The 26415-nt window shown below is 64.0% G+C and carries 29 protein-coding genes; 19 read left to right on the plus strand and 10 right to left on the minus strand.

Annotated features, from left to right (window positions below):
* Positions 1-9: 9 nt before the first annotated feature.
* From AS156_RS05650 to AS156_RS05675, 6 genes are all read left to right on the plus strand, one after another.
* On the plus strand, positions 10-1206 hold the full coding sequence (locus AS156_RS05650; protein ID WP_066501134.1) for an MFS transporter: 1197 nt from the start codon (positions 10-12) through the stop codon (positions 1204-1206).
* A gap of 215 nt (positions 1207-1421) precedes the next feature.
* Positions 1422-2504: a zinc-binding dehydrogenase gene (locus tag AS156_RS05655; protein WP_066501224.1), complete on the plus strand. Its 1083-nt coding sequence runs from the start codon at positions 1422-1424 to the stop codon at positions 2502-2504.
* Between the two features lie 9 nt (positions 2505-2513).
* A complete protein-coding gene (gene trmD / locus AS156_RS05660; protein ID WP_066501136.1) occupies positions 2514-3260 on the plus strand; it encodes a tRNA (guanosine(37)-N1)-methyltransferase TrmD in 747 nt (248 codons plus the stop codon).
* A 109-nt stretch (positions 3261-3369) separates the two neighbouring features.
* Positions 3370-3750 (plus strand): 50S ribosomal protein L19, encoded by a 381-nt coding sequence (gene rplS, locus AS156_RS05665; protein WP_066501138.1) that lies wholly within the window; start codon positions 3370-3372, stop codon positions 3748-3750.
* A gap of 450 nt (positions 3751-4200) precedes the next feature.
* Positions 4201-5607 carry a 3-isopropylmalate dehydratase large subunit gene (gene leuC, locus AS156_RS05670; RefSeq protein ID WP_066501139.1) on the plus strand — a complete coding sequence of 469 codons (1407 nt, stop codon included), beginning with the start codon at positions 4201-4203 and terminating at the stop codon, positions 5605-5607.
* Between the two features lie 200 nt (positions 5608-5807).
* On the plus strand, positions 5808-6017 hold the full coding sequence (locus tag AS156_RS05675) for a hypothetical protein (RefSeq protein ID WP_066501140.1): 210 nt from the start codon (positions 5808-5810) through the stop codon (positions 6015-6017).
* Between the two features lie 137 nt (positions 6018-6154).
* On the opposite strand, the gene AS156_RS05680 is transcribed toward AS156_RS05675, so the two are convergent.
* From AS156_RS05680 to AS156_RS05685, 3 genes are all read right to left on the minus strand, one after another.
* Positions 6155-6484, minus strand: a complete 330-nt coding sequence (locus tag AS156_RS05680; RefSeq protein WP_082747352.1) for a hypothetical protein — start codon at positions 6482-6484, stop codon at positions 6155-6157.
* Between the two features lie 128 nt (positions 6485-6612).
* Positions 6613-6843, minus strand: coding sequence for a hypothetical protein (locus tag AS156_RS40355; RefSeq protein WP_082747350.1), 231 nt, complete (start codon positions 6841-6843; stop codon positions 6613-6615).
* Positions 6844-7435: 592 nt separating this feature from the next.
* Positions 7436-7765, minus strand: coding sequence for a hypothetical protein (locus AS156_RS05685; RefSeq protein WP_066501229.1), 330 nt, complete (start codon positions 7763-7765; stop codon positions 7436-7438).
* Positions 7766-7866: 101 nt separating this feature from the next.
* Between AS156_RS05685 and AS156_RS05690 the strand changes: the two genes are divergently transcribed.
* From AS156_RS05690 to AS156_RS05700, 3 genes are all read left to right on the plus strand, one after another.
* Complete coding sequence (locus AS156_RS05690) at positions 7867-8268, plus strand: metallopeptidase family protein (RefSeq protein WP_066501142.1); 402 nt, start codon at positions 7867-7869, stop codon at positions 8266-8268.
* A gap of 98 nt (positions 8269-8366) precedes the next feature.
* Positions 8367-8969, plus strand: coding sequence for a 3-isopropylmalate dehydratase small subunit (gene leuD / locus AS156_RS05695; protein ID WP_066501145.1), 603 nt, complete (start codon positions 8367-8369; stop codon positions 8967-8969).
* Positions 8970-9064: 95 nt separating this feature from the next.
* Positions 9065-9853: a glycosyltransferase family 32 protein gene (locus tag AS156_RS05700; RefSeq protein ID WP_066501146.1), complete on the plus strand. Its 789-nt coding sequence runs from the start codon at positions 9065-9067 to the stop codon at positions 9851-9853.
* A 177-nt stretch (positions 9854-10030) separates the two neighbouring features.
* Here the strand turns inward: AS156_RS05700 and AS156_RS05705 are convergent, their stop codons facing one another.
* Positions 10031-10909, minus strand: coding sequence for an HpcH/HpaI aldolase/citrate lyase family protein (locus tag AS156_RS05705; protein WP_136626030.1), 879 nt, complete (start codon positions 10907-10909; stop codon positions 10031-10033).
* Between the two features lie 144 nt (positions 10910-11053).
* Here AS156_RS05705 and AS156_RS05710 point away from each other — a divergent pair, with 144 nt between their 5' ends.
* Positions 11054-11710 carry a carbonic anhydrase gene (locus AS156_RS05710; protein WP_066501148.1) on the plus strand — a complete coding sequence of 219 codons (657 nt, stop codon included), beginning with the start codon at positions 11054-11056 and terminating at the stop codon, positions 11708-11710.
* 61 nt (positions 11711-11771) lie between these two features.
* Here the strand turns inward: AS156_RS05710 and AS156_RS05715 are convergent, their stop codons facing one another.
* Positions 11772-12806 (minus strand): aspartate-semialdehyde dehydrogenase, encoded by a 1035-nt coding sequence (locus tag AS156_RS05715; protein WP_066501150.1) that lies wholly within the window; start codon positions 12804-12806, stop codon positions 11772-11774.
* Between the two features lie 117 nt (positions 12807-12923).
* On the opposite strand from AS156_RS05715, the gene AS156_RS05720 reads away from it, so the two are divergent.
* Positions 12924-13679, plus strand: coding sequence for a hypothetical protein (locus AS156_RS05720; RefSeq protein ID WP_066501152.1), 756 nt, complete (start codon positions 12924-12926; stop codon positions 13677-13679).
* A 177-nt stretch (positions 13680-13856) separates the two neighbouring features.
* On the plus strand, positions 13857-14264 hold the full coding sequence (locus AS156_RS05725) for a hypothetical protein (RefSeq protein ID WP_066501157.1): 408 nt from the start codon (positions 13857-13859) through the stop codon (positions 14262-14264).
* 161 nt (positions 14265-14425) lie between these two features.
* Here AS156_RS05725 and leuB read toward each other — a convergent pair whose 3' ends face one another.
* A complete protein-coding gene (gene leuB / locus AS156_RS05730; protein ID WP_066501161.1) occupies positions 14426-15538 on the minus strand; it encodes a 3-isopropylmalate dehydrogenase in 1113 nt (370 codons plus the stop codon).
* Positions 15539-15777: 239 nt separating this feature from the next.
* Here leuB and AS156_RS05735 point away from each other — a divergent pair, with 239 nt between their 5' ends.
* The gene (locus AS156_RS05735; protein WP_160331060.1) at positions 15778-16647 is read left to right on the plus strand and encodes an EamA family transporter; all 870 of its coding nucleotides are present in this window, start codon (positions 15778-15780) and stop codon (positions 16645-16647) included.
* A gap of 170 nt (positions 16648-16817) precedes the next feature.
* Positions 16818-17996 carry a YbfB/YjiJ family MFS transporter gene (locus AS156_RS05740; protein WP_066501165.1) on the plus strand — a complete coding sequence of 393 codons (1179 nt, stop codon included), beginning with the start codon at positions 16818-16820 and terminating at the stop codon, positions 17994-17996.
* 34 nt (positions 17997-18030) lie between these two features.
* Here AS156_RS05740 and AS156_RS05745 read toward each other — a convergent pair whose 3' ends face one another.
* From AS156_RS05745 to AS156_RS05755, 3 genes are all read right to left on the minus strand, one after another.
* Positions 18031-18816, minus strand: coding sequence for a molybdopterin-binding protein (locus tag AS156_RS05745; RefSeq protein WP_066501168.1), 786 nt, complete (start codon positions 18814-18816; stop codon positions 18031-18033).
* A 15-nt stretch (positions 18817-18831) separates the two neighbouring features.
* Entirely contained in the window at positions 18832-19464 is a 633-nt protein-coding gene (locus AS156_RS05750) for a cytochrome b/b6 domain-containing protein (protein WP_066501172.1), read from the minus strand.
* 181 nt (positions 19465-19645) lie between these two features.
* Positions 19646-20200 carry a fasciclin domain-containing protein gene (locus AS156_RS05755; RefSeq protein ID WP_066501174.1) on the minus strand — a complete coding sequence of 185 codons (555 nt, stop codon included), beginning with the start codon at positions 20198-20200 and terminating at the stop codon, positions 19646-19648.
* Between the two features lie 320 nt (positions 20201-20520).
* Here AS156_RS05755 and AS156_RS05760 point away from each other — a divergent pair, with 320 nt between their 5' ends.
* Positions 20521-21921: an MFS transporter gene (locus AS156_RS05760; RefSeq protein WP_066501181.1), complete on the plus strand. Its 1401-nt coding sequence runs from the start codon at positions 20521-20523 to the stop codon at positions 21919-21921.
* A 214-nt stretch (positions 21922-22135) separates the two neighbouring features.
* Here the strand turns inward: AS156_RS05760 and AS156_RS05765 are convergent, their stop codons facing one another.
* Positions 22136-22897: an SDR family oxidoreductase gene (locus AS156_RS05765; RefSeq protein WP_066501182.1), complete on the minus strand. Its 762-nt coding sequence runs from the start codon at positions 22895-22897 to the stop codon at positions 22136-22138.
* Positions 22898-22982: 85 nt separating this feature from the next.
* Here AS156_RS05765 and AS156_RS05770 point away from each other — a divergent pair, with 85 nt between their 5' ends.
* From AS156_RS05770 to sdhD, 4 genes are all read left to right on the plus strand, one after another.
* Entirely contained in the window at positions 22983-24512 is a 1530-nt protein-coding gene (locus AS156_RS05770; protein ID WP_066501184.1) for a malonate--CoA ligase, read from the plus strand.
* Positions 24513-24526: 14 nt separating this feature from the next.
* On the plus strand, positions 24527-25024 hold the full coding sequence (locus AS156_RS05775) for a hypothetical protein (RefSeq protein ID WP_066501187.1): 498 nt from the start codon (positions 24527-24529) through the stop codon (positions 25022-25024).
* A 602-nt stretch (positions 25025-25626) separates the two neighbouring features.
* The gene (gene sdhC / locus AS156_RS05780; RefSeq protein ID WP_066501191.1) at positions 25627-26025 is read left to right on the plus strand and encodes a succinate dehydrogenase, cytochrome b556 subunit; all 399 of its coding nucleotides are present in this window, start codon (positions 25627-25629) and stop codon (positions 26023-26025) included.
* A gap of 14 nt (positions 26026-26039) precedes the next feature.
* Positions 26040-26414, plus strand: a complete 375-nt coding sequence (sdhD, locus tag AS156_RS05785) for a succinate dehydrogenase, hydrophobic membrane anchor protein (RefSeq protein ID WP_082747353.1) — start codon at positions 26040-26042, stop codon at positions 26412-26414.
* Position 26415 lies beyond the last annotated feature (1 nt).

Genomic DNA, 26415 nt, shown 5'->3' on the forward strand with positions numbered 1-26415 from the left:
ACCCCGATCATGAGCGGCTTTGCAACAGCGACCGGCGCCCCCCGATCCGACCGCGCCCGGACGACGTTGACGGTGACGGGCCTCAACCACGCCCTGCACGACGGCTACACCGACGTGATCTACGTGCTGCTGCCGGTCTGGCAGACCGAGTTCGCGCTGAGCTACGGGCTGCTCGCATTGCTGCGCGGGCTCTATGCCGGCGCGATGGCGGGCCTGCAGATTCCGGTCGGGCGCGTCGCCGAGCGGATCGACGGCAAGATCATCCTGATCGTGGGCACGACGCTCTCCGCGCTCGGCTATGTGTTTGCGGGATGGTCCGGCGGCATCATCGGCCTCGGCCTCGCGCTCGCACTGTCAGGCGCGGGCTCGAGCACGCAACATCCGATCGCATCGGCTGCGGTGTCGCGCGCCTATGGCAAGGCGGCGCGAGCGCCGCTCGGCATCTACAATTTCACCGGCGATCTCGGCAAGGCCGCGATCCCGGCAACGACCTCGATTCTGTTGGTGATCATGACGTGGCGGCACACGCTGCTGTTGCTGGCGTTGGCCGGCCTGCTCGTCGCGATCTGCATTGCGCTGTGGATGCCGGCGGTCGGCAAGGGGCCTGCGCGCAAGTCGAAGGCATCAGCAAGTCACGCGACTGCCGGGGGCGGTGGCTTTCCGTGGCTGCTAGCGATCGGAATTCTCGACACCGCCGTCCGCATGGGCTTCCTCACCTTCCTGCCGTTCCTGTTGCGCGACAAGGGCGCATCGCTGCCGACCAACGGCTTCGCGCTAGCGCTGGTCTTCATTGGCGGCGCGGCCGGGAAATTCACATGCGGCTGGCTCGGCGAACGGGTGGGCACGCTACGCACGGTGCTCATCACCGAAGGCGGCACAGCGGCACTGATCCTTGCCGTGCTGGTGCTGCCGCTGGCGCCGGCGATCGTGCTGCTACCGCTGCTCGGCGTGATGCTGAACGGAACGTCCTCCGTGCTCTACGGCACGGTGCCCGAGCTCACGCCGCCGCACCAGACCGAGCGCGCCTTTGCGCTGTTCTATACCGGCACGATCGGATCGGGCGCGACCGCGCCAGTGCTCTACGGCGTGCTCGGCGACGCGCTCGGCCCGTCGCTCGCCACCATAGCAACCGCAATCACGGCGCTCCTGATCTGTCCGCTTGCCGTGGTGCTCGCGCGACATCTCACCGACGATCCAGCGCTGTGACGCATAACGAGCCTGAGCCCGGACTGCTGTCTTCTCGCCCTAAAACGGGGAAGGTCGGGATGGGGGTCAGCCGCAGGCTCCGCTGCAAGTGGAGACGGCAGATCCCCACCCGCTTTGCTCTAACGAGCAAAGCGACCTCCCCTTTTCAAGGGGAGGTTGGATTGCGCTTCGCTCCATCCGGGCTACTTATGCGAGAGCGCCCACGGAGCAAGACAATGACAAGCACCCACAAGGCCTGGCGGCTGCACGCCCACAACGATCTCCGCTTCGAGGATATCCCGACACCGAAGCCCGCGCCCGACGGCGTTGTGGTCAGCATCGAGGCGGGCATGGTGCTGTCCTACACCAACAGACTGCTGTCGGGTGCCTTGCCCTACAGCCTGCCGCCGATGCCGTTCGTGCCGGGCACCAATGCGATCGCGCGCGTGATTGCAACCGGCGAGAGCGTAACGCATGTGCAGAGCGGCGACCGCGTGTTCCTGAGCCCGCATCTGCGCGGTGACGTACCGGACCGCGATCCGCCGCAGATCCTGATCGGCCTCACCGCGACGGTGACGACGCCGGAGGCGCTGGCGCTACAGACGCGCTGGCGCGACGGAGTGTTCGCGGAAACGGCGCATTGGCCGGCCGCCTGCGTCACGCCGCTCGCCAATCTCGACGACAAGCCGGCGACCGAGCTGATCGGGCTCGCCAAGCTGATCGTGCCGTTCGGCGGATTGCAGCGTTCCGGCCTGCGCGGCGGCCAGACCATCGTCGTCAACGGCGCGACCGGTTATTTCGGCTCGGGCGCGGTGATGCTCGCGGTCGCGATGGGCGCCGGCCGCGTCGTTGCGGTCGGACGCAAGGAGGCCGCGCTCGAGCAGTTGCGCGACGCTTTCGGGCCGCGCGTCATTCCGGCCGTGGTCACCGGGGACGCGGCGGCCGACCTTCCGGTCATCAAGCGCGCCGCCGGCGGCACCGCCGATGTCGCGCTCGATCTGCTCGGCGCCGCCAAGAGCACGTCGACCACATTGTCGAGCCTGCGCGCGCTGCGGCGCGGCGGCCGGATGGTGGTGATGGGCAGCGCCGAGGTGCCGCTCGAGCTCTCCTTCCGCGAGATGCTCGCCAACGACTGGGAGGTGGTCGGGCAATTCATGTACGACCGCACGGCGCCGGGGCAGCTTGCGGCGCTGGCCGCCGAGGGCCTGCTGGATCTGCGCAAGATCAACGTCGCGACCTTCAAGCTTGCCGACTTCCGCCGCGCGGTCGACGCCGCCGCGATGATGCAGAGCCTCGACCTCACGGCCGTGGTGCCGTAACGAGAGGCCATGACATCCGAGCCGACACCGTGGTGCGCGACCGTGCTGACCCTGTTCCCGGACATGTTTCCGGGACCGCTCGGCGTGAGCCTGGCCGGGCGGGCGCTGGCTGGCGGCCTCTGGGCGCTGGAGGCGCGTGACATCCGCACGTCCGCAACCGACAAGCATCGCAGTGTCGACGACACCCCGGCCGGCGGCGGCCCGGGCATGGTGCTGCGGGCCGACGTGCTGGCCGCCGCGATCGATGCTGCGGACGCCGCACCTGACCGGCCGCGGCTGCTGATGAGCCCCCGCGGTCGGCCGTTGACCCAGGCCCAGGTCGTGGAGCTTGCGGCAGGGCCGGGCCCTCTGATCGTCTGCGGCCGGTTCGAGGGCATCGACCAGCGCGTGATCGAGGCCAGAGGGCTGGAGGAGGTGTCGATCGGCGATTATGTGCTGTCGGGCGGCGAAATCGCCGCGATGGCGCTGATCGACGCCTGTGTCCGGCTATTGCCGGGGGTGATGGGCAAGCAGGCATCGGGAACCGAGGAAAGTTTCTCCGAGGGACTACTCGAATACCCCCAATATACTCGCCCGCAGGAGTTCGAGGGCCGCCAGATCCCCGAAATCCTCATTTCCGGCGATCACGCCAAGGTTGCGGCCTGGCGGCTGGCCCAATCAGAGACCCTGACCCAGGCCCGGCGGCCCGATCTCTGGGCCCGGCGGGGCGGCCAAAAAGCCGCGCCGAGGCGGACAAAAAACACGACAGACGGGTGACAAACCTCGCGCTTTGCCTTATAGGAGCGCCCAAATCCGCACCCGCGCAGGATAGATGGACGTTTGCGCAGCCCGCCAAAGGCTGGGCGCGCCGCCGATGGAGATTTCAATGAACCTTATTCAGCAGCTCGAAAAAGAGCAGTTCGACAAGCTCGCCGCCACCAAGGAAATCCCGGAATTCGGGCCCGGCGACACCGTGATCGTCAACGTGAAGGTGGTCGAAGGCGAGCGTACCCGCGTGCAGGCCTATGAGGGCGTGTGCATCGGCCGCTCCGGCCAGGGCCTCAACGAGAGCTTCACCGTGCGCAAGATCTCCTACGGTGAAGGCGTCGAGCGCGTCTTCCCGGTGATGTCGCCGATGATCGACTCGATCAAGGTGGTGCGTCGCGGCAAGGTGCGTCGCGCGAAGCTCTATTACCTGCGCAGCCTGCGCGGCAAGTCGGCCCGCATCGTCGAGAAGCAGGACCGCCAGGCCGCCGTCGGCGAGTAATTCCTTTGCATCAAAGATGCGACGGAAAGCGCGGGGCTGGCCCCGCGCTTTTTTGTTGCGGCATACCTATCTATCCACTTGCCCCGACTCGTCATGCGCGGGCCTGACCCGCGCATCCATCGAAATGAGAGCGCTTTTGTTCAAGTGCGATGGATTGCCGGGTCAAGCCCGGCAATGACGACAGAGGCCCCCGCGCATCGATCGATTGTCGCGGATACGAGCCCTGTGTTAGAAATTTAGAATGGTTCCGGATCAAGCAAGCCAGCCCTGCCAGCGCGTCGTGATCGACGATCGCTCGCGGCTGCCTGGCCGGTTCTTCGGACGCTTTGCGACCTCGGCGACATCGGAGCTTACCCGCGCAGCGTAACGCTGCCCGGACGCATTCGCCTGCTCGCGCGTCTACCCGCGCTTAAGCCTCTCACCACTGAATTTCTTCTGGAGCTGACGCTCATGTCCAAACCGACCACGCTGTACGACAAGATCTGGAACGACCACCTGGTGCACGAAGCCGAGGACGGCACCTGCCTGCTCTATATCGACCGCCATCTGGTGCACGAGGTGACCTCGCCGCAGGCGTTCGAAGGCCTGCGCGCCACCGGCCGCAAGGTGCACGCGCCGGAAAAGACACTCGCCGTGGTCGACCACAACATTCCGACGACCGACCGTTCGAAGCCCAATCCCGATCCTGAGAGCATCGAGCAGATGCGGGTGATGGCGGAGAACGCCAAGGAATTCGGCATCGAGTATTACAACGAGTTCGACAAGCGTCAGGGCATCGTCCACGTAATCGGCCCGGAGCAGGGCTTCACTCTGCCCGGCACCACGATCGTCTGCGGCGACAGCCACACCTCGACGCATGGCGCATTCGGCGCGCTTGCGCACGGCATCGGCACCTCCGAGGTCGAGCATGTGCTGGCAACGCAGACGCTGATCCAGAAGAAAGCCAAGAACATGCGCGCGGTCGTCGACGGCAAGTTGCCGGACGGCGTCACGGGCAAGGACATCATCCTGGCGATCATCGGCGAGATCGGCACCGCCGGCGGCACCGGCTATGTGCTGGAATATGCCGGCGACGCGATCCGCGCGCTCTCGATGGAAGGCCGCATGACCGTCTGCAACATGTCGATCGAGGGCGGCGCGCGTGCCGGCCTGGTTGCGCCCGACCAGAAGGCGTTCGACTTCCTGCGCGATCGTCCGAAGTCGCCGAAGGGCGCCGCCTGGGACGCCGCGATGCGCTATTGGGAGACGCTGCGCTCCGACGAGGGCGCGCATTTCGACCACGAGATCCGGCTCGACGCTGCCAAGCTGCCGCCGATCGTGACCTGGGGCACAAGCCCTGAGGACGTCATCTCGGTGACCGGCTTCGTGCCCGACCCGGACAAGATCGAGGACGAGGCCAAGCGTCTCTCCAAGCATCGCGCGCTGAAATATATGGGCCTGACCGCCGGTACGAAGATCACCGACATCAAGCTCGACCGCGTCTTCATCGGCTCCTGCACCAACGGCCGCATCGAAGATTTGCGCGCAGCGGCCAAGATCGCCGAGGGCAAGACCGTCAGTGCGCATGTCAACGCGATGATCGTGCCGGGCTCGGGCATCGTGAAGGAGCAGGCGGAAGCCGAAGGCCTCGACAAGATCTTCATCAAGGCCGGCTTCGACTGGCGCGAGCCGGGCTGCTCGATGTGCCTTGCGATGAACCCGGACAAGCTGAAGCCGGAAGAGCGCTGCGCCTCGACCTCGAACCGCAACTTCGAGGGCCGCCAGGGCTTCAAGGGCCGCACTCATCTGGTGTCGCCCGCGATGGCCGCGGCGGCCGCGATCGCCGGACACTTCGTCGACGTCCGCGATTGGCGGTAAGCGCTGGAGCTTCGGTTCTGACCAGATCAGAACCGAAGCCCCCGATTCTCTTTTGACGCGTTTCCTTCACGCGAACCGGAAACCACTTCGCTCGAAAACGCTATGGTTCGCTTCAAGCTCGAGCCGTTGCGGAAACGGCCCGTTAACGACCCGCACGCACACTGGCTCCTTGCGAAAACCTGTTTCGCGAGGAGCCGGACGTGGCCGACAAACCCGAATTCGTCGATATGATCAGCGAGGCGACGCGGCAGAAGCGTCGTCGTACCGGACCCCGCATCATCGATCCGCTTCCCGAGGTGAAGGAAACCTCGCGGCTGAGCCACTGGCCTCCGGAGCGCTGGACGCAGTGGCGGATGGAAAACCTGACGCCGTGGAAGCTGAAGTCCTGGAAGACCAAGGACTGGGACTGAGTCCAGATCGCATGACTCAATGAATCGCGCGCCATTCGGCGCCCGCTGTCATTTCATAGCTGACAAGAGCAACTCCGATCGCGCGGAACTACTCTCGCTTCATATCTTCAGCTACGCGCGCAACAGCGCGGCCTGCATCACCAGAACGGGCCAAACCCGAAGCCGAAGACGAAGGGCGCCGGCGCAACATACGGATAGGGCCGGTAGTAGGTGGGTCTCCCGTAATAATAAGAGCCATACGGCCGGTAATACGAACCATAGGGCCGATAGTACGGCCGGTAGCCGTAGTGATAGTGGTGACGGTGGTAGTGGTGATAATGGCGCTGCGCGCTGATATCCGTCGCCTTGCCTGTGTGCCGCTGCGGCGCGGCGGCCTGCGGCTTGGCTGATGCCGCGGCGCTTGCCGATGCCGGCGCCGTCAATGCGAACGCTCCGGCGACAGCGGCAACACCGATCCATCTCATCATGATCAACTCCTGCAGATTTCGACGACGATCATATCGCACGTTTGAATCTGCCAGTTTCATGGCTGAAAACGACAACAGGCCCGCTGCTCACGGGCCTGTGTCTCATCTGCGCTGAAACGTCGCGTTGGTCAGCGGCGCCAGTGACGACGATGCCAACCACGATGCGGTCCGCGATGCCAGCCACGGTGCCAGCCGCGCCCATGCCACCCCACTTGCGTGGTCGTCTGGTTCGAACCGTCCTGAACCGTTGCGGCCGCACCCGGAGTAGTGAGCGTGACAGCCTGCGCCCGCTCGGCCGGCGCAGCCAGCACGAGCATCGCCCCAACCGTCGCAAGCCCGAGAACCTTCATCACCTTCATCTATCGTCTCCTCGATCCATGGATGTCACGTCCTGCAACGACGACTCGTTTTGAATCGATCCCCGTTGCCGCGACGCAGATCGCTAGCAGAGTGCGGAAGACGTGAATGCAGGATGAATGATCGCGTCACGTTGATGAATTCCGCGCGAGCGATCAAGTTCCCGCATCGCGTGAAGATTTATCGCATGAAGATTTCATGTCGATGCGCGAAGCCCGCAGAGACGATGCGTCGTAAATCATGCAGCGTGTCTTGTGTCGCGCGAGATCGTCACGACACAATCAGACACCAGCGAGTCGCTGCGCGTTTGCGCTTGCGGCGATGGCGAGTGGTTCCATGATGCTTGCGAATACTGCGCATGCTTCGCAAGGGGCAGGCGGTGGCATGGGAACGGCAAGCCATCTCACGCAGACGACGATGGCGATCGCTGTTTATGGAGCGTCAGGAATCATCGTTGCAGCCGGACTGATCGGCGCAACGCGAAATCGCATGCGAACACATCGGGCTCCGACTGCGTCGAAATTCTTGCTGTACGATCTTGTTTCGACGCGCGTTCTGCGAGCGAAGCGGACATCACCTCGCTCGGCAACGGCTCTAGCCGGGTCGCCAGAAGCAGTTCATGCGCGGCGTGATCACGGTGCCGCTCGGCCGATATTCCTGCACATAGTGCGCGGTGCATTCGCGCACGGCGTTGGGACCTGGATTGTAGCGCGGAATGACATCCGGTTCCCAATGGCCTTGCCGGTAGATCGGTACGCGCCGCAACCGGCGACGCTCGACGACGACCCTGCGCCGCTCTGCGGCCGGCGCCGTCGCCTGGTCCAGGCGCGCTTCAGCTTTCGCGGACTGCGCATGCGCTTCCACATCGGGAAGCAGAAACCCGATTGATGCCGCCAACAGCGCTGTCGCCACGATCTGTTTCATCACGCCACCCAAGCCCCCTTATCGCGCCGCACGGTCTCCCATTGCGCCGCCAAGGTCAACCGCGCTGGCGCGGCTGACCACACTCGCGCTAAAGGAGTGTCATGTGGACCACAGCCAAAGCCCCCTCGCTCGCCGAGATGGAGGTCATGGCGCACGAGATCTTCGAGCGCCTGCCGACAACGTTCCGGGCCCTGTGCGAGGGCCTGATCATCCGCGTCGACGATTTCCCGACCGACGAGGTGCTCGACGACATGCAGGCCGAGAGCGAATTCGACCTGCTCGGCCTGTTCCACGGCGTCGGCCTGCCGCAGCAGAGCCATGGCGACGTGGCCAGGCTGCCCAACCTGATCTGGCTCTACCGGCGGCCGATCCTGGACTACTGGGCCGAGCACGACGAGACCCTCGGCCAGATCGTCCGCCACGTGCTGATCCATGAAATCGGCCACCATTTCGGCCTGTCGGACGCCGATATGGAGGCGATCGAGGCCGATGCGGGCAACTAGAGCGTTTTCCAGCCCTGCAGAAATCGCCCTTTTACCGCTGTCACATTCGCGATACACATCCCGCTTGTATCCCTCATTTTTGACCGGGAAGTGCATCGATGGACAAGTTCACCACGCTGGAAGGCGTCGCGGCGCCGCTGAAGATCATCAATGTCGACACCGACATGATCATTCCGAAGCAGTACCTCAAGACCATCAAGCGCACCGGCCTTGGCAAGGGTCTCTTCTCCGAGCAGCGCTACAAGGATGACGGCAGCGAGAACCCTGACTTCGTCCTCAACCAGCCTGCCTATCGCACCGCGAAGGTGCTGGTCGCCGGCGACAATTTCGGCTGCGGCTCGAGCCGCGAGCACGCGCCCTGGGCGCTGCTCGATTTTGGCATCCGCTGCGTGATCTCGACCTCGTTCGGCGACATCTTCTACAACAACTGCTTCAAGAACGGCATCCTGCCGATCCGCGTGTCGCAGGAAGACCTCGACAAGCTGTTCGACGACGCCGAGCGCGGCGCCAACGCGACGCTGACCATCGATCTCCCCAACCAGGAGATCCGCGGTCCGGACGGCGGCAAGGTGAAGTTCGAGATCGATCCGTTCCGCAAGCACTGCCTGATGAACGGCCTCGATGACATCGGGCTGACCATGGAAAAGAAGAACTCGATCGACGCCTACGAGGCCAAGCTCAAGGAGCGCGCCTGGGCCTGAGAATGAGCCTTTTCATCATGCCCCGGTGCCTTCTGGCGCCGGGGTTTTTGTTTGCCGGTTTGTCTTCACCACGAAACTGCTTATAGCTGCCGCGCATGTTGCCCGACATCGTCACCTTCTGGCACGGTCCGATGGACGCCTTGCGCCAGACCTGCCTGCGCTCCCAGCTGGCGGCCGGCCACAAGGTCACGGTCTACAGCTTCGATCCGATTCCCGGCCTGCCCGACGGCGTCGGCAATTCCGACGCCGAGGCCGTGCTGCCGCATGCGTTCTCGGAGAAGCTGCGCCCGCCGCAGCCCGACGGCTCATGGCGCGACTGGACCGTCCTGCAGTTCAGCGATTTCTTCCGGATGCGGCTGATGACGCTGCGCGCCGGCATCTGGCTCGATGCCGACGTGCTGCTGCTGAAGCCGGTCGAGATCGATCCCGCAAAACCCTATTTCGCCTGGGAGCGCCCGCGGCTGATCGGCAACTCGGTGCTGTACTTTCCACCTGACGATCCGATCGTGCGCGCCTTCGAGGCGCTGATGAAACAGGACGAGCTGACGCCGGACTGGCTCGCCTTGCGCCATCGCGTGACGTTTGCGATGCACCGGCTGGTCGGCAAATCGAAGCGCGTGTCCGATATCAGGATTGCGATCTACGGCCCGGCAGCACTCACCGCGCTGGTGCGCCGCGAGAACGAATTGCAGCATGCGCTACCGAAGCGATCGTTCTACGCCGTGCACGCCGAGCCGAAACTGTTCTTCGATCCGTCGGATTTCTCGAAGTACCTGAACGACCCTGCGATCATCGGCCTGCACATCTCCGGCAAGGGCCGCGCCAAGCAGGCGCCGCGCCCGGGCAGCCTGTACGCGTGGGCAACGGAGAGGTTCAAGGCGTAATGCAGGACGCACCCTCTCCCCTTGTGGGAGAGGGTGGCTTCGCAAAGCGAAGCCGGGTGAGGGGTTCTCTCCGCACGGAGCGATCTCGCGAGCGGAGAGAGACCCTCATCCGTCGCGAACTGCGTTCGCGCCACCTTCTCCCACAAGGGGAGAAGGGAAGCCGGGAACGCGGCTGGATCAATGCCCCATCGCGGCGATCGCGTCCGCGATCGCGATCGTGCGTTTGGCCATCTCGGCGTGCAGGCGCTCCACCATGCGGCCGTCGAGCTGGATCGCCCCGCGCGAGGCGTTCTCCGGCTTCTCGAACGCGGCGATGATCTTGCGCGCTTCGGCGACCTCGGCCTCGGGCGGCGTGAAGATGGCGTTGCAGGCATCGATGTGGCTCGGATGGATCAGCGTCTTGCCGTCGAAGCCGAGATCGCGGCCCTGCGCGCATTCCTCGGCGAAGCCATCAATGTTGCCGATGTCGCTGTAAGGCCCGTCGAGGATCTCGAGACCATGCGCGCGGGTCGCGAGGATGCAGTGCGTGATCATCGGGATCATCGCGGCGCGGCCCGGCTTCATCCGGATCCGCGTTTCGCGCGCGATGTCGTTCGGACCAAACACGAAGCCTGCGAGCCTGATCTCGGAATCCTTCGATGCTGCGGCGAGCTTGTCGGCGTCGAGCACCGCACGCGCGGTCTCGATCATGGCCCAGACCTGGATAGAGGCAGGCGCGTTGATGTCGCTCAGGCGATCGGCGACGGCGTTGAGATCATCGACAGTAGAGATCTTGGGAACCAGGATGCCGTCCGGCTGCGCCTTGCCGGCCATGCCGATATCGTCGACCCACCAGGGCGTATCGAGCGCGTTGATGCGGATCAGCACCTCGCGCTTGCCGAACCCCTTGGCGGTAACAGCCTTGGCGATCTGCTCACGGGCCACGGCCTTGGCGTCGGGCGCCACGGAATCCTCGAGATCGAGGATAATGCCATCAGCCGGCAGCACGCGGGCCTTTTCCAGCGCCCGCGCATTCGACCCGGGCATGAACAACAGGCTGCGGCGCGGACGGGTCATCGGCATCTCCTGGCGGCTTGAGCTCGGCAACGGTCCATTGTTCAGGCATTGCTCGGGCGTCGTAATGTGAACTCCTGCCGTATCATTTCAGGCCCCCCGCCGAAAGTCTTGTTCCGGTCATCCGCATGTGGTTAGCCAGAGGACATGAAATTCTTTCCGCAGCAGTTGATCGACGGCTACCGGACCTTCGCGACCCAGCGGTTGCCGACTGAACAGTCGCGCTACCGTGAGCTTTCGGAACGCGGCCAATCTCCTGAAGTCATGGTGATTGGCTGCTGCGATTCCCGCGTCTCCCCTGAAGCGATTTTCGACGCGGGTCCGGGCGAGTTGTTCGTGGTCCGCAACATCGCCAACCTGGTTCCGGTCTATCAGCCCGACGCCAACGCCCACGGCGTGTCGGCCGCGCTGGAATACGCCGTGACGGTGCTGAAGGTGAAGCACATCGTGGTGCTGGGCCATGCGCAGTGCGGCGGCATCCGCGCCTTCGTCGACAAGATCAAGCCGCTGACGCCCGGCGACTTCATCGGCAAATGGATGCAGATGTTCATCAAGCCGGGCGAGGTGGTCGAACAGCGCGAGCATGAGAGCATGCAGGACTTCGTCGTCCGCATCGAGAAGGCCGCGGTGTTCCGCTCGCTGGAGAACCTGATGACCTTCCCGTTCGTGCGCGAGCGGGTCGAGAGCGGCGAGACGCAATTGCACGGCGCCTATTTCGGCGTCGCCAAGGGCTCGCTGTTCGTGCTCGACCGGGTCGCGAAGGAATTCATCGGCGTCAGCGACGCGCTTCAAAAGGGCGAATAGCGAATGGCGAGTAGCGAATAGGGCTTTCCCCATTCGCCATTCGCTACTCCCCATTCGCCAATTACGCCGCCTTCTTCTTCGCGGTGATCAGCTTGCGGTTGATCAGGACTTCCGCGATCTGCACGGCGTTGAGCGCCGCGCCCTTGCGCAGATTGTCGGACACGCACCAGAACGACAGGCCGTTCTCGACCGTGGCGTCCTCGCGGATGCGGCTGATATAGGTCGCGTCCTCGCCGGCCGCCTCGTAGGGCGTGACGTAGCCGCCCGGCTCCTGCTTGTCGATCACCAAGCATCCCGGCGCATTGCGCAGGATGTTGCGCGCCTCGTCCGCCGTGATCGGATTGGCGAACTCGACATTGACGGCTTCGCAGTGGCTGACGAACACCGGCACGCGCACGCAGGTCGCGGTCAGCTTGATCTTGGGATCAAGGATCTTCTTGGTCTCCGCCATCATCTTCCACTCTTCCTTGGTGTAGCCGTCTTCCATGAAGACGTCGATGTGGGGGATGACGTTGAAGGCGATGCGCTTCGGGAACTTGTTATTGATCAGCTCGTCATTGGTGTAGACGGCCTTGGTCTGTGAGAACAGTTCGTCCATCGCATCCTTGCCGGCGCCCGACACCGATTGATAGGTCGCGACCACGACGCGGGTGATGGTGGCCTTGTCGTGCAGCGGCTTCAGCGCGACGACGAGCTGCGCGGTCGAGCAGTTCGGATTGGCGATGATGTTCTTCTTGGTGAAGCCGGCGGCGGCATCCGCGTTCACCTCGGGCACGATCAGCGGCACGTCCGGGTCCATGCGCCAGGCCGACGAATTGTCGATCACGACCGCGCCGGCGGCGCCGATCTTCGGCGACCATTCCTTGGAGACCGAACCGCCGGCCGACATCAGGCAGATGTCGATGTCGGAGAAATCGTAGTGCTCGAGCGCTTTGACCTTCAGGGTGCGATCGCCATAGGAGACCTCGACGCCGACGCTGCGACGCGACGCCAGCACGACGACCTCGTCGGCGGGGAATTTACGTTCGTCGAGAATGTTGAGCATTTCGCGCCCGACATTGCCGGTCGCTCCGACCACTGCGACTTTGTAACCCATCGTTCACTCTCCGACGAAAAATGCCCGTTCCCACGCGATCAGCGGAAGGGGAAGAGGCAGCGCTTCTATGCGAGAAACCCCCTCAAGACAACGTTTGCGTAGCGTTTGAGCATTTCGATGCGTTTGTTTCGGGCCGATCCGGCCGCCTTCCATCATACGAGAAATCCGTCAGCGCTGACGAGCTTCGTCGACGAAGTCTACGCCACGCTGTCCCGGCTGCTCGCCTATGTCGCTGTGCTCGCCCTGCTCGGTGGTGTCGGCGTCTATCTATGGAAGCAACTGCCCGACGCAACGGCGATGGTGCCGGTGGCCGCGGGCTGGACCCAGGTCAGCCGCTCGGCCCCCGCCTTTGCCACGAGCCGGCTCGATCCGCTCGACAAAACAGAGACTTACGATGTATTTCGGCATCCCGAAGGCGGCCGCAAGGACGTCTTCCGCTGGACCGACGCTGCGCAAGAACCGATCGCCGAACTGGAGATCTACCGCCCGGGCGGCGAGGCCGTGGAACCGGCCGACCGCGACCTTAAGGTCGCCGGCGTCGTCGACAGCAAGTTCGGTGGCGTGACGCTGCTGCGGTCCCGTCCGCTGGACGGCACCCCCGCTTGCCTCGGCTTCCTCAAGCGGATCGGCACGCCCAGCGTCCGGATCTCCGGTTGGACCTGCCAGGGGGCGAACCTGCCCGCCCAGCGCGCCGCAGTCAGTTGCATGCTGGACCGGCTGACCCTGCTGACCGCCGGCAACGATCCGAAGCTCGCCGAGCTGTTCGCGCATGCCGAGCTGAAGCGCACCGACTACGTTACCTCCGAGCAGCAGGCCCTGTCGTCCGACTGGGTGATGGGCAGCGAGAACCCGCGTCTGCGCGGCCCCCTTTGATGGCGGCACGGTGGCAAGACACTGGTTTTCATGAAACTTTTGCGCCTCCCGCCGCATTATGTCCGCCGGTGTGGCGCAATTGACCTAGTGACGGCCCGCCCACCGCGGCTAGAATGGGTTCCGACTGATTTTGGCGGACGCGCCAGCCCCGAATGGGGCCGCAATGACGAGGATGCGATGACCTTGAAATTTCCTGCCGCGAACAAGCTCGTGGTGTTGCTTGCTGCGGCTGCCGTCACCGCAACGGCATTCGGCGCAACCTCGGCGAGCGCGCAGACCCCGACCAAGCGCAAGCACCAGCAGGAGCAATATGATCGCGACGGCCGCCGCTACTACGGCGCGCAGGGCCCGAACCGCGTCTACCAGCAGGGTCCCCGCACCCGCGTTTACGTGACCACGCGCTCGTGGCTCGATGCCGGCACCGAAGTGCTGCCGGGCGACCGCAAGTTCACCGACTACGCCTATCCGCCGGACCTCGGCTATCCGTCGTTCGCGCGCGAGAACAACAACCGCCCGATCGATCGCCAGCCGCTCAGCCCGCCGGCCGATCTCGGCGGCTATCCGCGGAATTTCCCACTGTACTGAGCGGTCCAGCAATCAGCCGATACGAAAATGGCCGGGCTCGCCCCGGCCATTTTTGTTTTGAGATCGTAAGGCGGGCAAAGGCGCGCTTGCGCCGTGCCCACTAGCAGGAGCGTAAGCGAGAGTGGTGGGCACGCTTTCGCTTTGCGTACACTCTCGCGCCGTCACGCGTGCAGCTTCTGCAATTCCTTCAGAATCGCTTCGCCCATCTGCGTCGTGCTGGCAGCCGTGGTGCCTTCCGACTTGATGTCGGCGGTGCGCAATCCGCTGGCGAGCACGGCAGCAATTGCGGCGTCGACCTTGTCGGCGAGATCGCCCATGTCGAAGGAATAACGCAGCGCCATGCCGAACGAGGAGATCATCGCGATCGGATTGGCGAGGCCCTTGCCGGCAATGTCGGGCGCCGAGCCGTGCACCGGCTCGAACAGCGAGCGACGCTTCTTGGTCTTGGCGTCAACCTTGCCGAGCGAGGCCGAGGGCAGCATGCCGAGCGAGCCGGTCAGCATCGCCGCGATATCAGACAGCATGTCGCCGAACAGATTGTCCGTGACGATGACGTCGAACTGCTTCGGCGTCTTGACGAGATTCATGCCGCCGGAATCGGCGAGCTGATGCTCCAGCGTAACGTCCGCATATTCGCGTGCATGCACCTGGGTCATGACCTCGTTCCAGAGCACGCCCGACTTCATGACGTTGCGCTTTTCCATCGACGTCACCTTGTTGCGGCGCTTGCGCGCTAGCTCGAAGGCGACGCGGCCGATGCGCTCGATCTCGTAGGTGTCGTAGACCTGGGTGTCGATCGCGCGCTTCTGGCCGTTGCCGATATCGGTGATGGTCTTGGGCTCGCCGAAATAGACGCCACCGGTGAGCTCACGCACGATCATGATGTCGAGGCCCTCGACGACCTCGCGCTTCAGGCTCGAGGCCTCTGCCAGTGCCGGGTAGCAAACCGCAGGCCGCAGGTTGGCGAACAGCTCGAGGTCCTTGCGCAGCCGCAGCAGGCCGGCCTCCGGGCGTACCTCATAGGGAACGCTGTCCCACTTGGGACCGCCGACCGCGCCGAAGATCACCGCATCGGCCGCCAGCGCCTTGGCCATGTCGCCTTCCGAGATCGACACCTTGTGGGCGTCATAGGCCGAGCCGCCGACCAGGCCCTGCTCGGTCTCGAATGACGCGATTCCCTGCGCGTTCAGCCAGTCGATCAGGCGCTGCACCTCGGCCATCACTTCGGGGCCGATGCCGTCGCCGGGGAGAAGCAGCAGTTTATGGGTCGCCATCGTCGTTACCTCGAGCTAACTGGTTGTTGTCATTGCCGGGCTTGACCCGGCAATCCATCTCGCTTCGGTGAAGCCTTGAAGATGGATGCCCGGGTCAAGCCCGGGCATGACGAGCGAAAAGAAAATCCGGCGCGAGTGCTAAAACGCCCCGCGCGGATTGGCAAGGCGCCCCGCACGGGGCCAAAATGGCCCCGAAAGAGCAACCCGCGCCCCGCCAAGAAGCCAACAAGACGGATTTCATGACTGCCGCTGTCCTCTACGCCTTCGCCTCGGCCATCTTCCTCGGTGCCGGGGTCGTGCTGGCGCAACTCGGGCTTCGCACCGTCGAGCCGCTGTCGGGCGCCGCGATCAGCGTGCCCTCCTTCACCTTGCTGTTCGTGCTGCTGTCGCCGCTGATCCTGCACGGCGAGCCGATGGTCTGGCGGGGCTTGCCGATCTTCATGGCGATCGGCCTGTTCTTCCCGGCGTCGCTGACGCTGCTGACCTTCGCGTCGAACCGGGCGCTCGGGCCCGTCATCACCTCGACGCTGGGCAACCTGGCACCGCTGTTCGCGGTCACGGCCGCCGTGGTCCTGCTGCACGAGCCGCTGGAACCGCAGCAGCTGATCGGCCTCGTCGTCGCGGTCGCAGGTGCGGCGATCATCACGGTGACCCGGCCGCGCGACCTCGGCCACTGGCGAAGCTGGGCGCTGCTGCTGCCGCTCACCAGCGCGCTGGTGCGCGGGATCGTGCCGCCGATCGCCAAGCTTGGGCTCGCGATCTGGCCGAGCCCGCTCTGGGCCTGCCTGGTCGGCTACATCATGTCCTCGCTGGTGGTGCTGATTGTGCAGCGGATCCGAAAGGGTAGCTTCATGGTGCAGGCCCCGCGCGTGGGCAAATTCTGGTTCGCATTGACCGGGATCAGCAACGGGCTCAGTGCGCTCAGCCTGTTCGCGGCGGTTCGCAACGGCCCGATCACGCTGGTGGCGCCGCTCGCCGCGATCTATCCGCTGGTCACCGTGGCGCTGAGCGCGATGATGCTCAAGCATGTCGAGATCACGATGCGGATCGTTGCCGGAACCGTGCTGACCGTGATCGGCGTGGCACTGGTGCTGATCGGACCTTTGTGATTAAGCATGATCTCCGCGCAAACGCATTCCGCGTTTGTCGCGAGGGAAAACCGGTGCCCACTTTTCGGGATCATGCTGTGATTGCCGATCGTGCAAGACACTGTTGCGGCCGTGGGCGCTGGGCAGGACCGCCGCGGCCTGCCACAATGCCGGCATTGCCGGAGTGATTTGTGAGAGCCCCCACCCCATCCTACGCGCATCCCGCGCGGCTGATCCTTATTCTGTCGCTGGCACCGACCGTAGGCCTCGGCATCGGCCGTTTTGCCTATTCGCTGGTGTTGCCCGACATGCGCGACTCGCTGGCCTGGTCCTATTCGGCCGCCGGCTTCATGAACACGATCAATGCCGCCGGCTATCTGGTCGGCGCGCTGTTCGCCTCCCGCCTGATCCAGCGGTTCGGGCTCGCGACGTCGGTGCGCTGGTCGACGCTGGTGTGCGTGCTGTCGCTGGCGCTCTCGGCCATCTCGGGCAATTTCGTCATGCTGAGCTTCGCGCGCCTGTTGATCGGCCTCGCCGCGGCCATCGGGTTCGTCGGCGGCGGCGCGCTCGCAGCGTCCATCGCGCAGTCGCGGCCGGATCGCGCAAACTTCCTGCTCAGCCTGTTCTATGCCGGCCCGGGGGTCGGCATCCTCGCATCCGGCCTGATCGCGCCGTTCGTGCTGCAGGGCTTCGGTGCGGGCTCATGGTGGATCGTATGGTGGGCGATGACGCTGCTCTCGGTCGTCATGACCGTGCCGTTGCTGCTTGCGCCGTTCCATGCCGACGCGGTCGCCGGCGGCATCGTGCGGACGAAGTTCGCAGTCACGCCGGTCCTGATCTATCTCACCAGCTACTTCCTGTTCGGCGCCGGGTACATCGCCTACATGACCTTTATGATCGCCTATGTCCGCGACGGCGGCGGAGGCGCCGCGGCGCAGAGCGCGTTCTGGAGCCTGATCGGCGTCAGCGCTTTCGTGACGCCATGGGTCTGGCGCCGCGTGCTGGCGCTGGACCGCGGCGGGCTCGCGACCACGATCATCCTCGGCGTCAATGCGCTCGGCGCGGCGCTCCCGATCTTCGGGCATTCGCCGCTGCTGCTTGCCATCTCGGCGTTGGTGTTCGGCGTTGCCTTCTTCGCGGTGGTCGGCTCGACCACGGCCTTCGTCCGCCTCAACTACCCGCCGGAAGCCTGGCCGACGGCCATCGCCGCGATGACCATCGCGTTCGGCATCGGCCAGACGCTGGGCCCGATCGTGGTCGGCGCGATCACCGATGCGATCGGTAATCTGTCGGTCGCACTAAACGTCTCGGCCGCGATGCTGGTACTCGGCGCGGTCTTATCGGCGTTTCAGAGGAAGGTGGGGCCGTAACCCTCCGTCGTCCCGGCTTTCGCCGGGACGACGGTTAGTTTCCGCTGAACGAATTGTACCCCTGGTCTTCCCAGTAGCCACCCTTGTAGTCGTTGGTGACTTCCATCGAGATCACGTATTTCGGGTTCTTGAAGCCGAGCTTGGTCGGCACCCGGATCTTCATCGGGTAGCCGTAGGCGCGCGGCAGGATCTCGTCGGCGAATTTGAACGTCATCTGCGTCTGCGGATGCAGCGCGGTGCGCATGTCCAGCGGCGAGTTGTAACCGTCCTTGTCGGCGCACTGGAACCAGACATATTTCGCGCTTGTGTCGGCGCCGATCCGCTTGAGGAAATCGCGCATCGGCGTGCCGGTCCAGCTGCCGATCGCACTCCAGCCCTCGACGCAGATGTGCCTTGTGACCTGCTTGACCTGCGGCAGCTTGTAGAGCTCGTCCAGCGTCCACGACTTCTTGTTCTCGACCAGCCCGCGCACCTCCAGCTTCCAGTCCTTGCCGTCGATGTCAGGCGCATCGTCGAGATCGTAATAGGCGTTGAACGGAAACGGCTTGGTGATCGCGCTCTCCGGGAAGGTCGGCGCCAGCGCATCCGGGTTGAACATCCAGGCCTGCACGGCGTCGTTGAACTTCGAAACCTTCTTCAACAACTCCTCGGCTGAAGAAGAATCGACCACGTCGCAGCCGGTCAACAGCGTCAGCGCGCCGATGCTCGCGCCGGCCGTGATGAAGCGCCGGCGCGTCAGGTCGGGCATGACCTTCACGGCGTCGCGGACAAGCAGCTTCTTGTCGACACCGGGGATAAGGAGCTTGCGAAGACGTCTCATGGCTGTTGTCCTGAATTAGCGACCGATGATCATGGCGCGCAGGCTCTTCGGCACCAGCACCGCGAGCGCGACATGAATCACGAGGAAGGCGACGATCAGCGCCATGCAGGTGAAGTGAACGTAGCGCGCGACGTCGTAGCCGCCGAACAGCGCAGACAGCCAGTACAATTGCACCGGCTTCCACATCGACAGGCCGGACAGCACGATGACCACGCCGACGATGATGATGCCGGCATAGAGCAGCCTCTGCACGGAATTGTATATGCTGAGGTCGTCATGCGACAGCTTGAAGGTCAGCGCCGCCTTGGCGTCAGAAATCACGCCGCTCGGCGTGATCGGCAACAGCTTGCGGCGGAAGCGGCCGGTGACGAAACCAAGGATCAGATAGATCAGGCCGTTGACCATCAACAGCCACATTGCCGCGAAATGCCATAGCAACCCGCCGGCCAGCCAGCCGCCGAGCGTGATGCTCGAGGAGAAGGTGAAATTGAACAGCGGCGAGGCGTTGTAGATCTGCCAGCCCGACATGATCATCATCACCATGGCGACCGCATTGATCCAGTGCAGCACACGCACCCATCCCGGCTGGATCACCTTCGCTGGCGTGGCGGTGTCTGCGTGGTCGTCGCTGACGGCAAGGCTCGACATTAGGTTTCTCTGCTCAGGGTCGTTATCGGCTTATACGCCGGGAACTGCGGCTCCGTTACAGGAACGCGCATCATCAGTTTGATGGACCGCACCTCTCGCGGTCACAAAAATGCGAGCCGGGATGGGGTCCCGGCTCGCCGTTCCGCGCGTCCCGTCGGGACTAAACGGGGGTTGTCGGGTGTTACGACGCCGGCATCAGCACGGTATCGATCACGTGGATGACGCCGTTCGACTGGTTGACGTTCGGGATCGTCACCATGGCCGAACCGCCCTTGGCGTCGACGATCCAGACCTTGCCGTCCTGCTTCTTCACGGTGAGCTCATCGCCCCCGACCGTCTTCAGCATCTTGCCGTCGGCGAGGTCGGACGCCTCGAGCCTGCCTGGGACCACGTGATAGGTGAGGATCCTGGTCAGCGTCGCCTTGTTCTCGGGCTTCACGAGGTGGTCGACGGTTCCGGCCGGCAGCTTGCTGAACGCGGCGTTGGTCGGTGCGAACACCGTGAATGGGCCCTTGCCTTCCAGCGTGTCGACCAGGCCCGCCGCCTTCACCGCGGCGACGAGGGTGGTGTGGTCCTTCGAATTCACTGCATTCTGGATGATGTTCTTGGACGGGAACATCGCAGCGCCGCCGACCATCACGGTCTTCTCCGCGGCGCAGACCGGCGCGACGATGGAAGCGGTGAGCGCGAGTGCGCCGAAGGCGACGGCCGAGAAGAGTGCAATACGCTTGGACATGGAAATCTCCGATATTGATGTGACTGGCGGACATCCGCCAGGATGAAGGGGGCAACAACCGCGCCTTTGTTCGTGGAGCTCGGCGCCGTCGTTGCCCGAACTACGGGAGGGTTTCGGCGGCGGTTTCCGAAAATAATTCTTTGTGATTCCTGAAACCGGCTGCGAAGCATTGCGTAGCTCGGTGCCCTAAGCATTCGACGGCAATTCCACTCAGCGGGAAACACGCTGCGCTGCCGCGAGCAATTTGCTTGCCGACAATCTCTCGTTGGTCCAGCCTCCGTCCCAAGCGCGACAAACGGCAGCGACGGGGAGGATGGGTCATGAGCAGCATCACGGCGGACGATCTCTCCGCGCCTACAGCAGTCCCCGCAGACAGCGACATCGGCCCGCTCGAACAACAACATCTCCAACATGCCAATTACCGCGCCGTCGCCGGCGGCACGGAGGTCACGCGAACGCATTGGCACATCGCGACAGCCAACGCGCTCGGCTGGGGCTTTGACGGCATGGACGGCGTGATCTTCGCGCTGATCACGCCGATGGTGATCAAGGAATTTTCGCTCAGCCTGCCGGAATATCGCTCGGGCATGCAGATCGCCCTGTTCGTCGGCATCGCCGGCCTCTATTTCTGGCCTTGGCTGGCAGACCGGTTCGGCCGGCGCACGCTGCTTGCCGTCAACATCGCGCTGTTCTCGCTGCTGATGCCGGTCGCGGCGATGTCGCCGACATTCACGATCTTCGTGATCGCGCGCTCGGTGCTGTTCTTCGCGCTCAATGGCGAATGGTCGCTCGGCTCGATGCTGGTGGCCGAAACCTGGCCGGCGCGACTGCGCGGACGGGTGATCAGCATCACGCGATCGGCATGGTGCCTGGGCGCCTCGCTGGCCGGCGCCATCACCGGCTTGGTCGCCGCCAATTTCGGCTGGCGTATTGCCGTGCTGGTGCCGGGCGTGATCGCACTGCTCGCGATCTATGTCCGCTCCAGCTGTCCGGAATCGCCTTATTGGGTGCGCGCGCAGGACCGCAAGCGCCGTATCTCGGAGACATTGGCGCGCGGCGGCACGGTCAGCGACGATGACCGCGTCTGGTTCGGCAAGGCCAAATCGGTCGGCATCCGGCAGGTGTTCATGCCCGACGTGCTGCCCGCAACGTTGGTCGCACTGTCCGTGGCCTGCGCCAGCACCTGCATTTACGGGACAGTCGGCGCCTGGATGCCGCTATATCTCGCGACCGAGAAGCATTGGTCGACGGCGGAATACAGCCTGTTCTACGTGTTCTACGGCCTTTGCGGCTTCGTTGGCCTGTGCGTGGTCGGCTGGCTGATCGACAGGATCGGCCGCCGACGCACCTTCATCGTGGCACTGATCGAGGGCGCGATCTTCATGACGCTCTGGGTCTATTCCGAGAGCCACGTGATGCTCTGGGCGTTCGGGCTCGCCTGGTGTCTCGGCTTCCTCGGTTTCTGGGGCCCGGCTACGACGCTGACGGCGGAAATCTTCCCGACAAGAATCCGCGGCGCAGCCAACGGCGTGGTGTGGGCGATCGCCTATCTGGTCGGTTTCGTGCTGTTCCCCTTCGTCACCATCGCGCTCCAGCAGCACACCGGCTCGTTCGCGCTCGCGTTCCTCTGCATCCCCGTGCTGATGATCGCGATGGCGATCGGCGTGTTCCTGTTCGTGCCAGAGCACTCCGGCAAGGAGCTGAACGAGATCATCGAGTGACGTAGATCTCCGCCGGGACGACCGTGCATGCTGTCGTCCCGGCCAAGCCAACGGGTCGCGCGAACGCGCGCCCGATGACAGGCTCCGCGCGAGCCGGGACCCATAACCACGAATGGTCATTTTGCGAAGGCTGTGGCTCCAGCGCACGCAACAATGAATATCGGTGGTTATGGGTCCCTGCTTTCGCAGGGACGACCCGTTGAGGGAGCTCGCCCTAATCCCTGTTCGCCGGCGTCTGGATGAAGCCGCGGTTGTGCGTCGGGCTGATCAGGATCTCGTTCATGCAGACACGCGCCGGCATGCCGGCGACGAAGGCGATGGTGCGGCCGAGATCCTCGGGCTGCAGCATCTTGGCCTGCTCGGTCTCGCTCGGCACCACCGGCCGCTGCTTCAGGATCGGCGTTGCCACCTCGCCCGGCGACAGGCAGCAGGCGCGCAGGCCGTTGACGCATTCGTCCATGTTGAAGGAGTGGGTCAGCGCCAGCACCGCGTGCTTGGTCGTGGTGTAGGCCGGGCCCGGCATCTTGGAGACGTGGCGGCCGGCCCAGGAGGCGACATTGATGATGCAGCCATCCTTCTGCTTGCGCATCGTCGGCAGCACCGCGCGCGTGCAATAGAGCACGCCGTTGAGATTGATCTCGACCAGCTTGTCCCAGCCTTCCAGCTCCATATCCGCCCAGCTTCGCTTCGGCACGTTGATGCCGGCGCTGTTGACCAGGAGGTCGATGCGGCCGTGTTTGGCGACGATCTCGTCGGCCACCTTGTTGACATCGGCCTTCTTGCTGACGTCGAGCGCCATGGCCTCCGCCATGCCACCCTTTTTCGCGATATTGGCCACCACGCGATCCAGCTCTTCCTTGCGGCGGCCGGAGACCACCACCGTCCAGCCGTCCGCAGCCAGGAATTCAGCCCCGGATTCACCGATTCCGGTACCGCCGCCGGTGACCCAGGCCACGCGTTTCCCATTGTTTGTCATGCAAACTGTCTCCGTTGCTTTCCGAAGGGCGTTTTTGCTAATCCAACCAGACCTTTCCGGCTCTTTCGCCCCTCGGGGATGTTGCATGAACACGACCGCCAACGCCAACCTGTTTTCCCGCCTGTTCGACGGCCTCGACGACCCCAACCGGCTCGTGATCGAGCAGCTCAACGGTAGCCGCATCACCTATGGCGACCTGATCGCCCGCGCCGGACAGATGGCGAATGTGCTGGTCAGCCGGGGCGTCAAGCCGGGCGACCGCGTCGCGGCGCAGACCGAGAAATCGGTTTCGGGCCTGGTGCTCTATCTGGCCACCGTACGCGCCGGCGGCGTCTATCTGCCGCTCAATACCGCCTATACGCTGAACGAGCTCGAATACTTCATCACCGACGCCGAGCCGACGGTTGTGGTTTGCGACCCCTCCAAGCTCGAGGGGATCAAGACAATCGCCGCCAAGGTTGGCGCCAAGGTCGAGACACTCGATTCCAGCGGCAAGGGCTCGTTGACCGAGGCCGCCGACAAGGCGAACAAGGATTTTGCGACGGTTGCGCGCGGCAACGATGACCTTGCCGCGATCCTCTATACGTCGGGCACCACGGGCCGCTCGAAGGGCGCGATGCTCTCGCACGACAACCTGGCATCGAACTCGTACTCGCTGGTGGACTATTGGCGGTTTACCGACAAGGACGTGCTGATCCACGCACTGCCGATCTATCACACCCACGGCCTGTTCGTGGCGAGCAACGTGACGCTGTTCGCGCGTGCCTCGATGATCTTCCTGCCGAAGTTCGATCCCGATCTGATCCTCAAGCTGATGCCGCGCGCCACCGTGCTGATGGGCGTGCCGACCTTCTACACCCGCCTGCTGCAGAACCCCGGCCTGAACAAGGAAGCGACCAGCCACATGCGGCTGTTCATCTCGGGCTCTGCGCCGCTGCTCGCCGACACCCACCGCGAATGGTCCGCCCGCACCGGGCACGCCGTGCTCGAGCGCTATGGCATGACCGAGACCAACATGAACACCTCCAATCCGTATGACGGCGACCGCGTGCCCGGCGCGGTCGGCCACCCGCTGCCCAGCGTCTCCGTGCGGGTCACCGAACCCGACACCGGCAAGGTGCTGCCGCCTGAGACGATCGGCATGATCGAGGTGAAGGGCCCGAATGTCTTCAAGGGCTACTGGCGGATGCCGGAGAAGACCAAGTCCGAGTTCCGCGACGACGGCTTCTTCATCACCGGCGACCTCGGAAAAATCGACGACAAGGGCTATGTCCACATCCTCGGCCGCGGCAAGGACCTGGTGATCTCAGGCGGCTTCAATGTCTATCCGAAGGAGATCGAGAGCGAGATCGACGCCATGCCCGGCGTGATCGAATCCGCCGTGATCGGCGTGCCGCATGCGGATTTCGGCGAAGGCGTCACCGCCGTCCTGGTCTGCAACAAGGGCGCAGACGTCAGCGAGTCGTCGGTGCTGCAGGCGCTCGACGGCCGGCTCGCGAAGTTCAAGATGCCCAAGCGGGTCTTCGTCGTGGACGAATTGCCACGCAACGCGATGGGCAAGGTGCAGAAGAACATTCTGCGCGATAGGTACAAGGATATTTACACGAAGGCTTGAGGAACCGAGGGGCAATGAAGCGCGAGCAGGCCGTCCAGATTATCGATCATCTACGCGATGCCTTCAAAGCAATGGAAAAGGCGGAAAGGGCCATTGCAGGACTCGCCAAGGAAGAACGGCTCAGATTCGACGACCTCCTCGGGGAGGTCGTTCTGGATTTGGAAGACAAGCTGCTCCTTCCGATTTGCGAGCAGTATCCCGACTTGTTGCCGCCGGAGGAGGAGGTCAGGCCGCCCTTGCTCTGCAGTGAGCTGCCGTGGAGCGAGGTCAAGCTTCCGTCATCCGCGACTGAAGATCAGCTCGACCAGATCATCCTGTCGCTTTTGAAATCCCGCTGGCAGAAGACTGCGATGTTCGTGACCACTGCAGAAAAGCGCTTCAAGGAACTCGGCTGGGTTATCAGCCATGAAGCGACCGCCGCGCGATTGCAGGTGCTCTCCGATTTGGATCGCATCGAAAGCGTTGGCGATCTGGGATACTGGGCCAACAGCGAAGTCCGGTTGAAGGACTAGCGCGGCCGCTGGTGCCCGCCGGTGAGACCGCGCACAAATTCTCCCCTCGCCTCCGGCAACCTGCCGCGACGATCCGGCGGCGGCATGGGGGGTCGCAAAATCCGCATATCCGTTCGGCTCTGGATGAATGGCCTCGACGCGCTGCTTGGTGCAGCGCGGTATGGCGCAGAGGTCGTACGTGTGCCGTCGTGCCGGATGGAGCCCGATCTCGCCGCGAGGCGGTTGCAACGCTCGCCGAGCGAGCCGCAAGCAGCGCCGGCATCGCTGCATCGGACCTCCAGCCGTCCCGGAGCACATCGCCTAAGATCACGGCATTCGTCGATTATCTGGCCGCGCGGCCGCGGCGCATCGGCGCATTCGGAACCCTATACCATGCATCCGCTCCATCTTTGACATCAAGATTCATTTGTTGGTTCACTTTTCATGATGCCTGGTATACCAGACTGCGGATCAATCAGATTTCGGCTGCGGTAACAATGAACTTCGGTTCGACCGAAGGCTATTTGGGCGTTGCGCGGGCCTGCCCGACTCCGTAAATAGAATTCATCTACCGCGTTCCCCGATGGGCCGGCCGCGGTCCCACCACAACATAAAGCCCGCCGATGACCGCCAGGATCGAACGACCCCTTTCGCCTCATATCCAGAGCTACCGCTGGACCCTGACGATGGCGCTGTCCATCGTCCACCGCGCCACAGGCATTGCGCTCTATTTCGGAACGCTGCTGCTCGCCTGGTGGCTGATTGCGGCGGCGTCCGGCCCCACCGCTTATGCCAATGTCCAGGCCTTCACCGGCAGCGTCATCGGCAAGCTGATCGTGTTCGGCTACACATGGGCGCTGATGCATCATTTGCTAAGCGGCATCCGGCATTTCGTCTGGGACCTCGGCTACGGTTTCAAGGCCAATGAGCGCGAGGCGCTGACCTGGGGCGCCCTGGTCGGCGGCATCTCGCTGACCATCCTGATCTGGATCATTGCCTACGCTGTCGGAGGTGGACGATGAGCGGCCCATCCTCGATGCGCACGCCGCTGGCGCGCGTCCGCAATCTCGGTTCCTCGCACACCGGCACGGGCGACTTCTGGCGCCAGCGCGTCACTGCGGTCGCAATGGCGTTGCTCATCATCCCCGTGATCGTCGTCGTGATCATGCTGCTCGGCCGCAATCAGGCCGGCGCGGCGCAAATCCTCGGCTCGCTGCCGATCGCAGTCATCCTGCTGCTCTTCATCATCGCCAGCACCTGGCACATGAAGATTGGCATGCAGGTCGTGATCGAAGACTACGTGCAGAACGAGAAGCTGAAGATCGCGAGCGTCATGGCGAACAACTTCTTCTGCTTCGTGGTCGCTCTGGCCTCGATCTACGCAATCCTCAAATTGTCGTCGGGAGTATAAC

Origin of the sequence: Bradyrhizobium macuxiense (assembly GCF_001542415.1) — a bacterium.
Lineage (GTDB): Bacteria > Pseudomonadota > Alphaproteobacteria > Rhizobiales > Xanthobacteraceae > Bradyrhizobium > Bradyrhizobium macuxiense.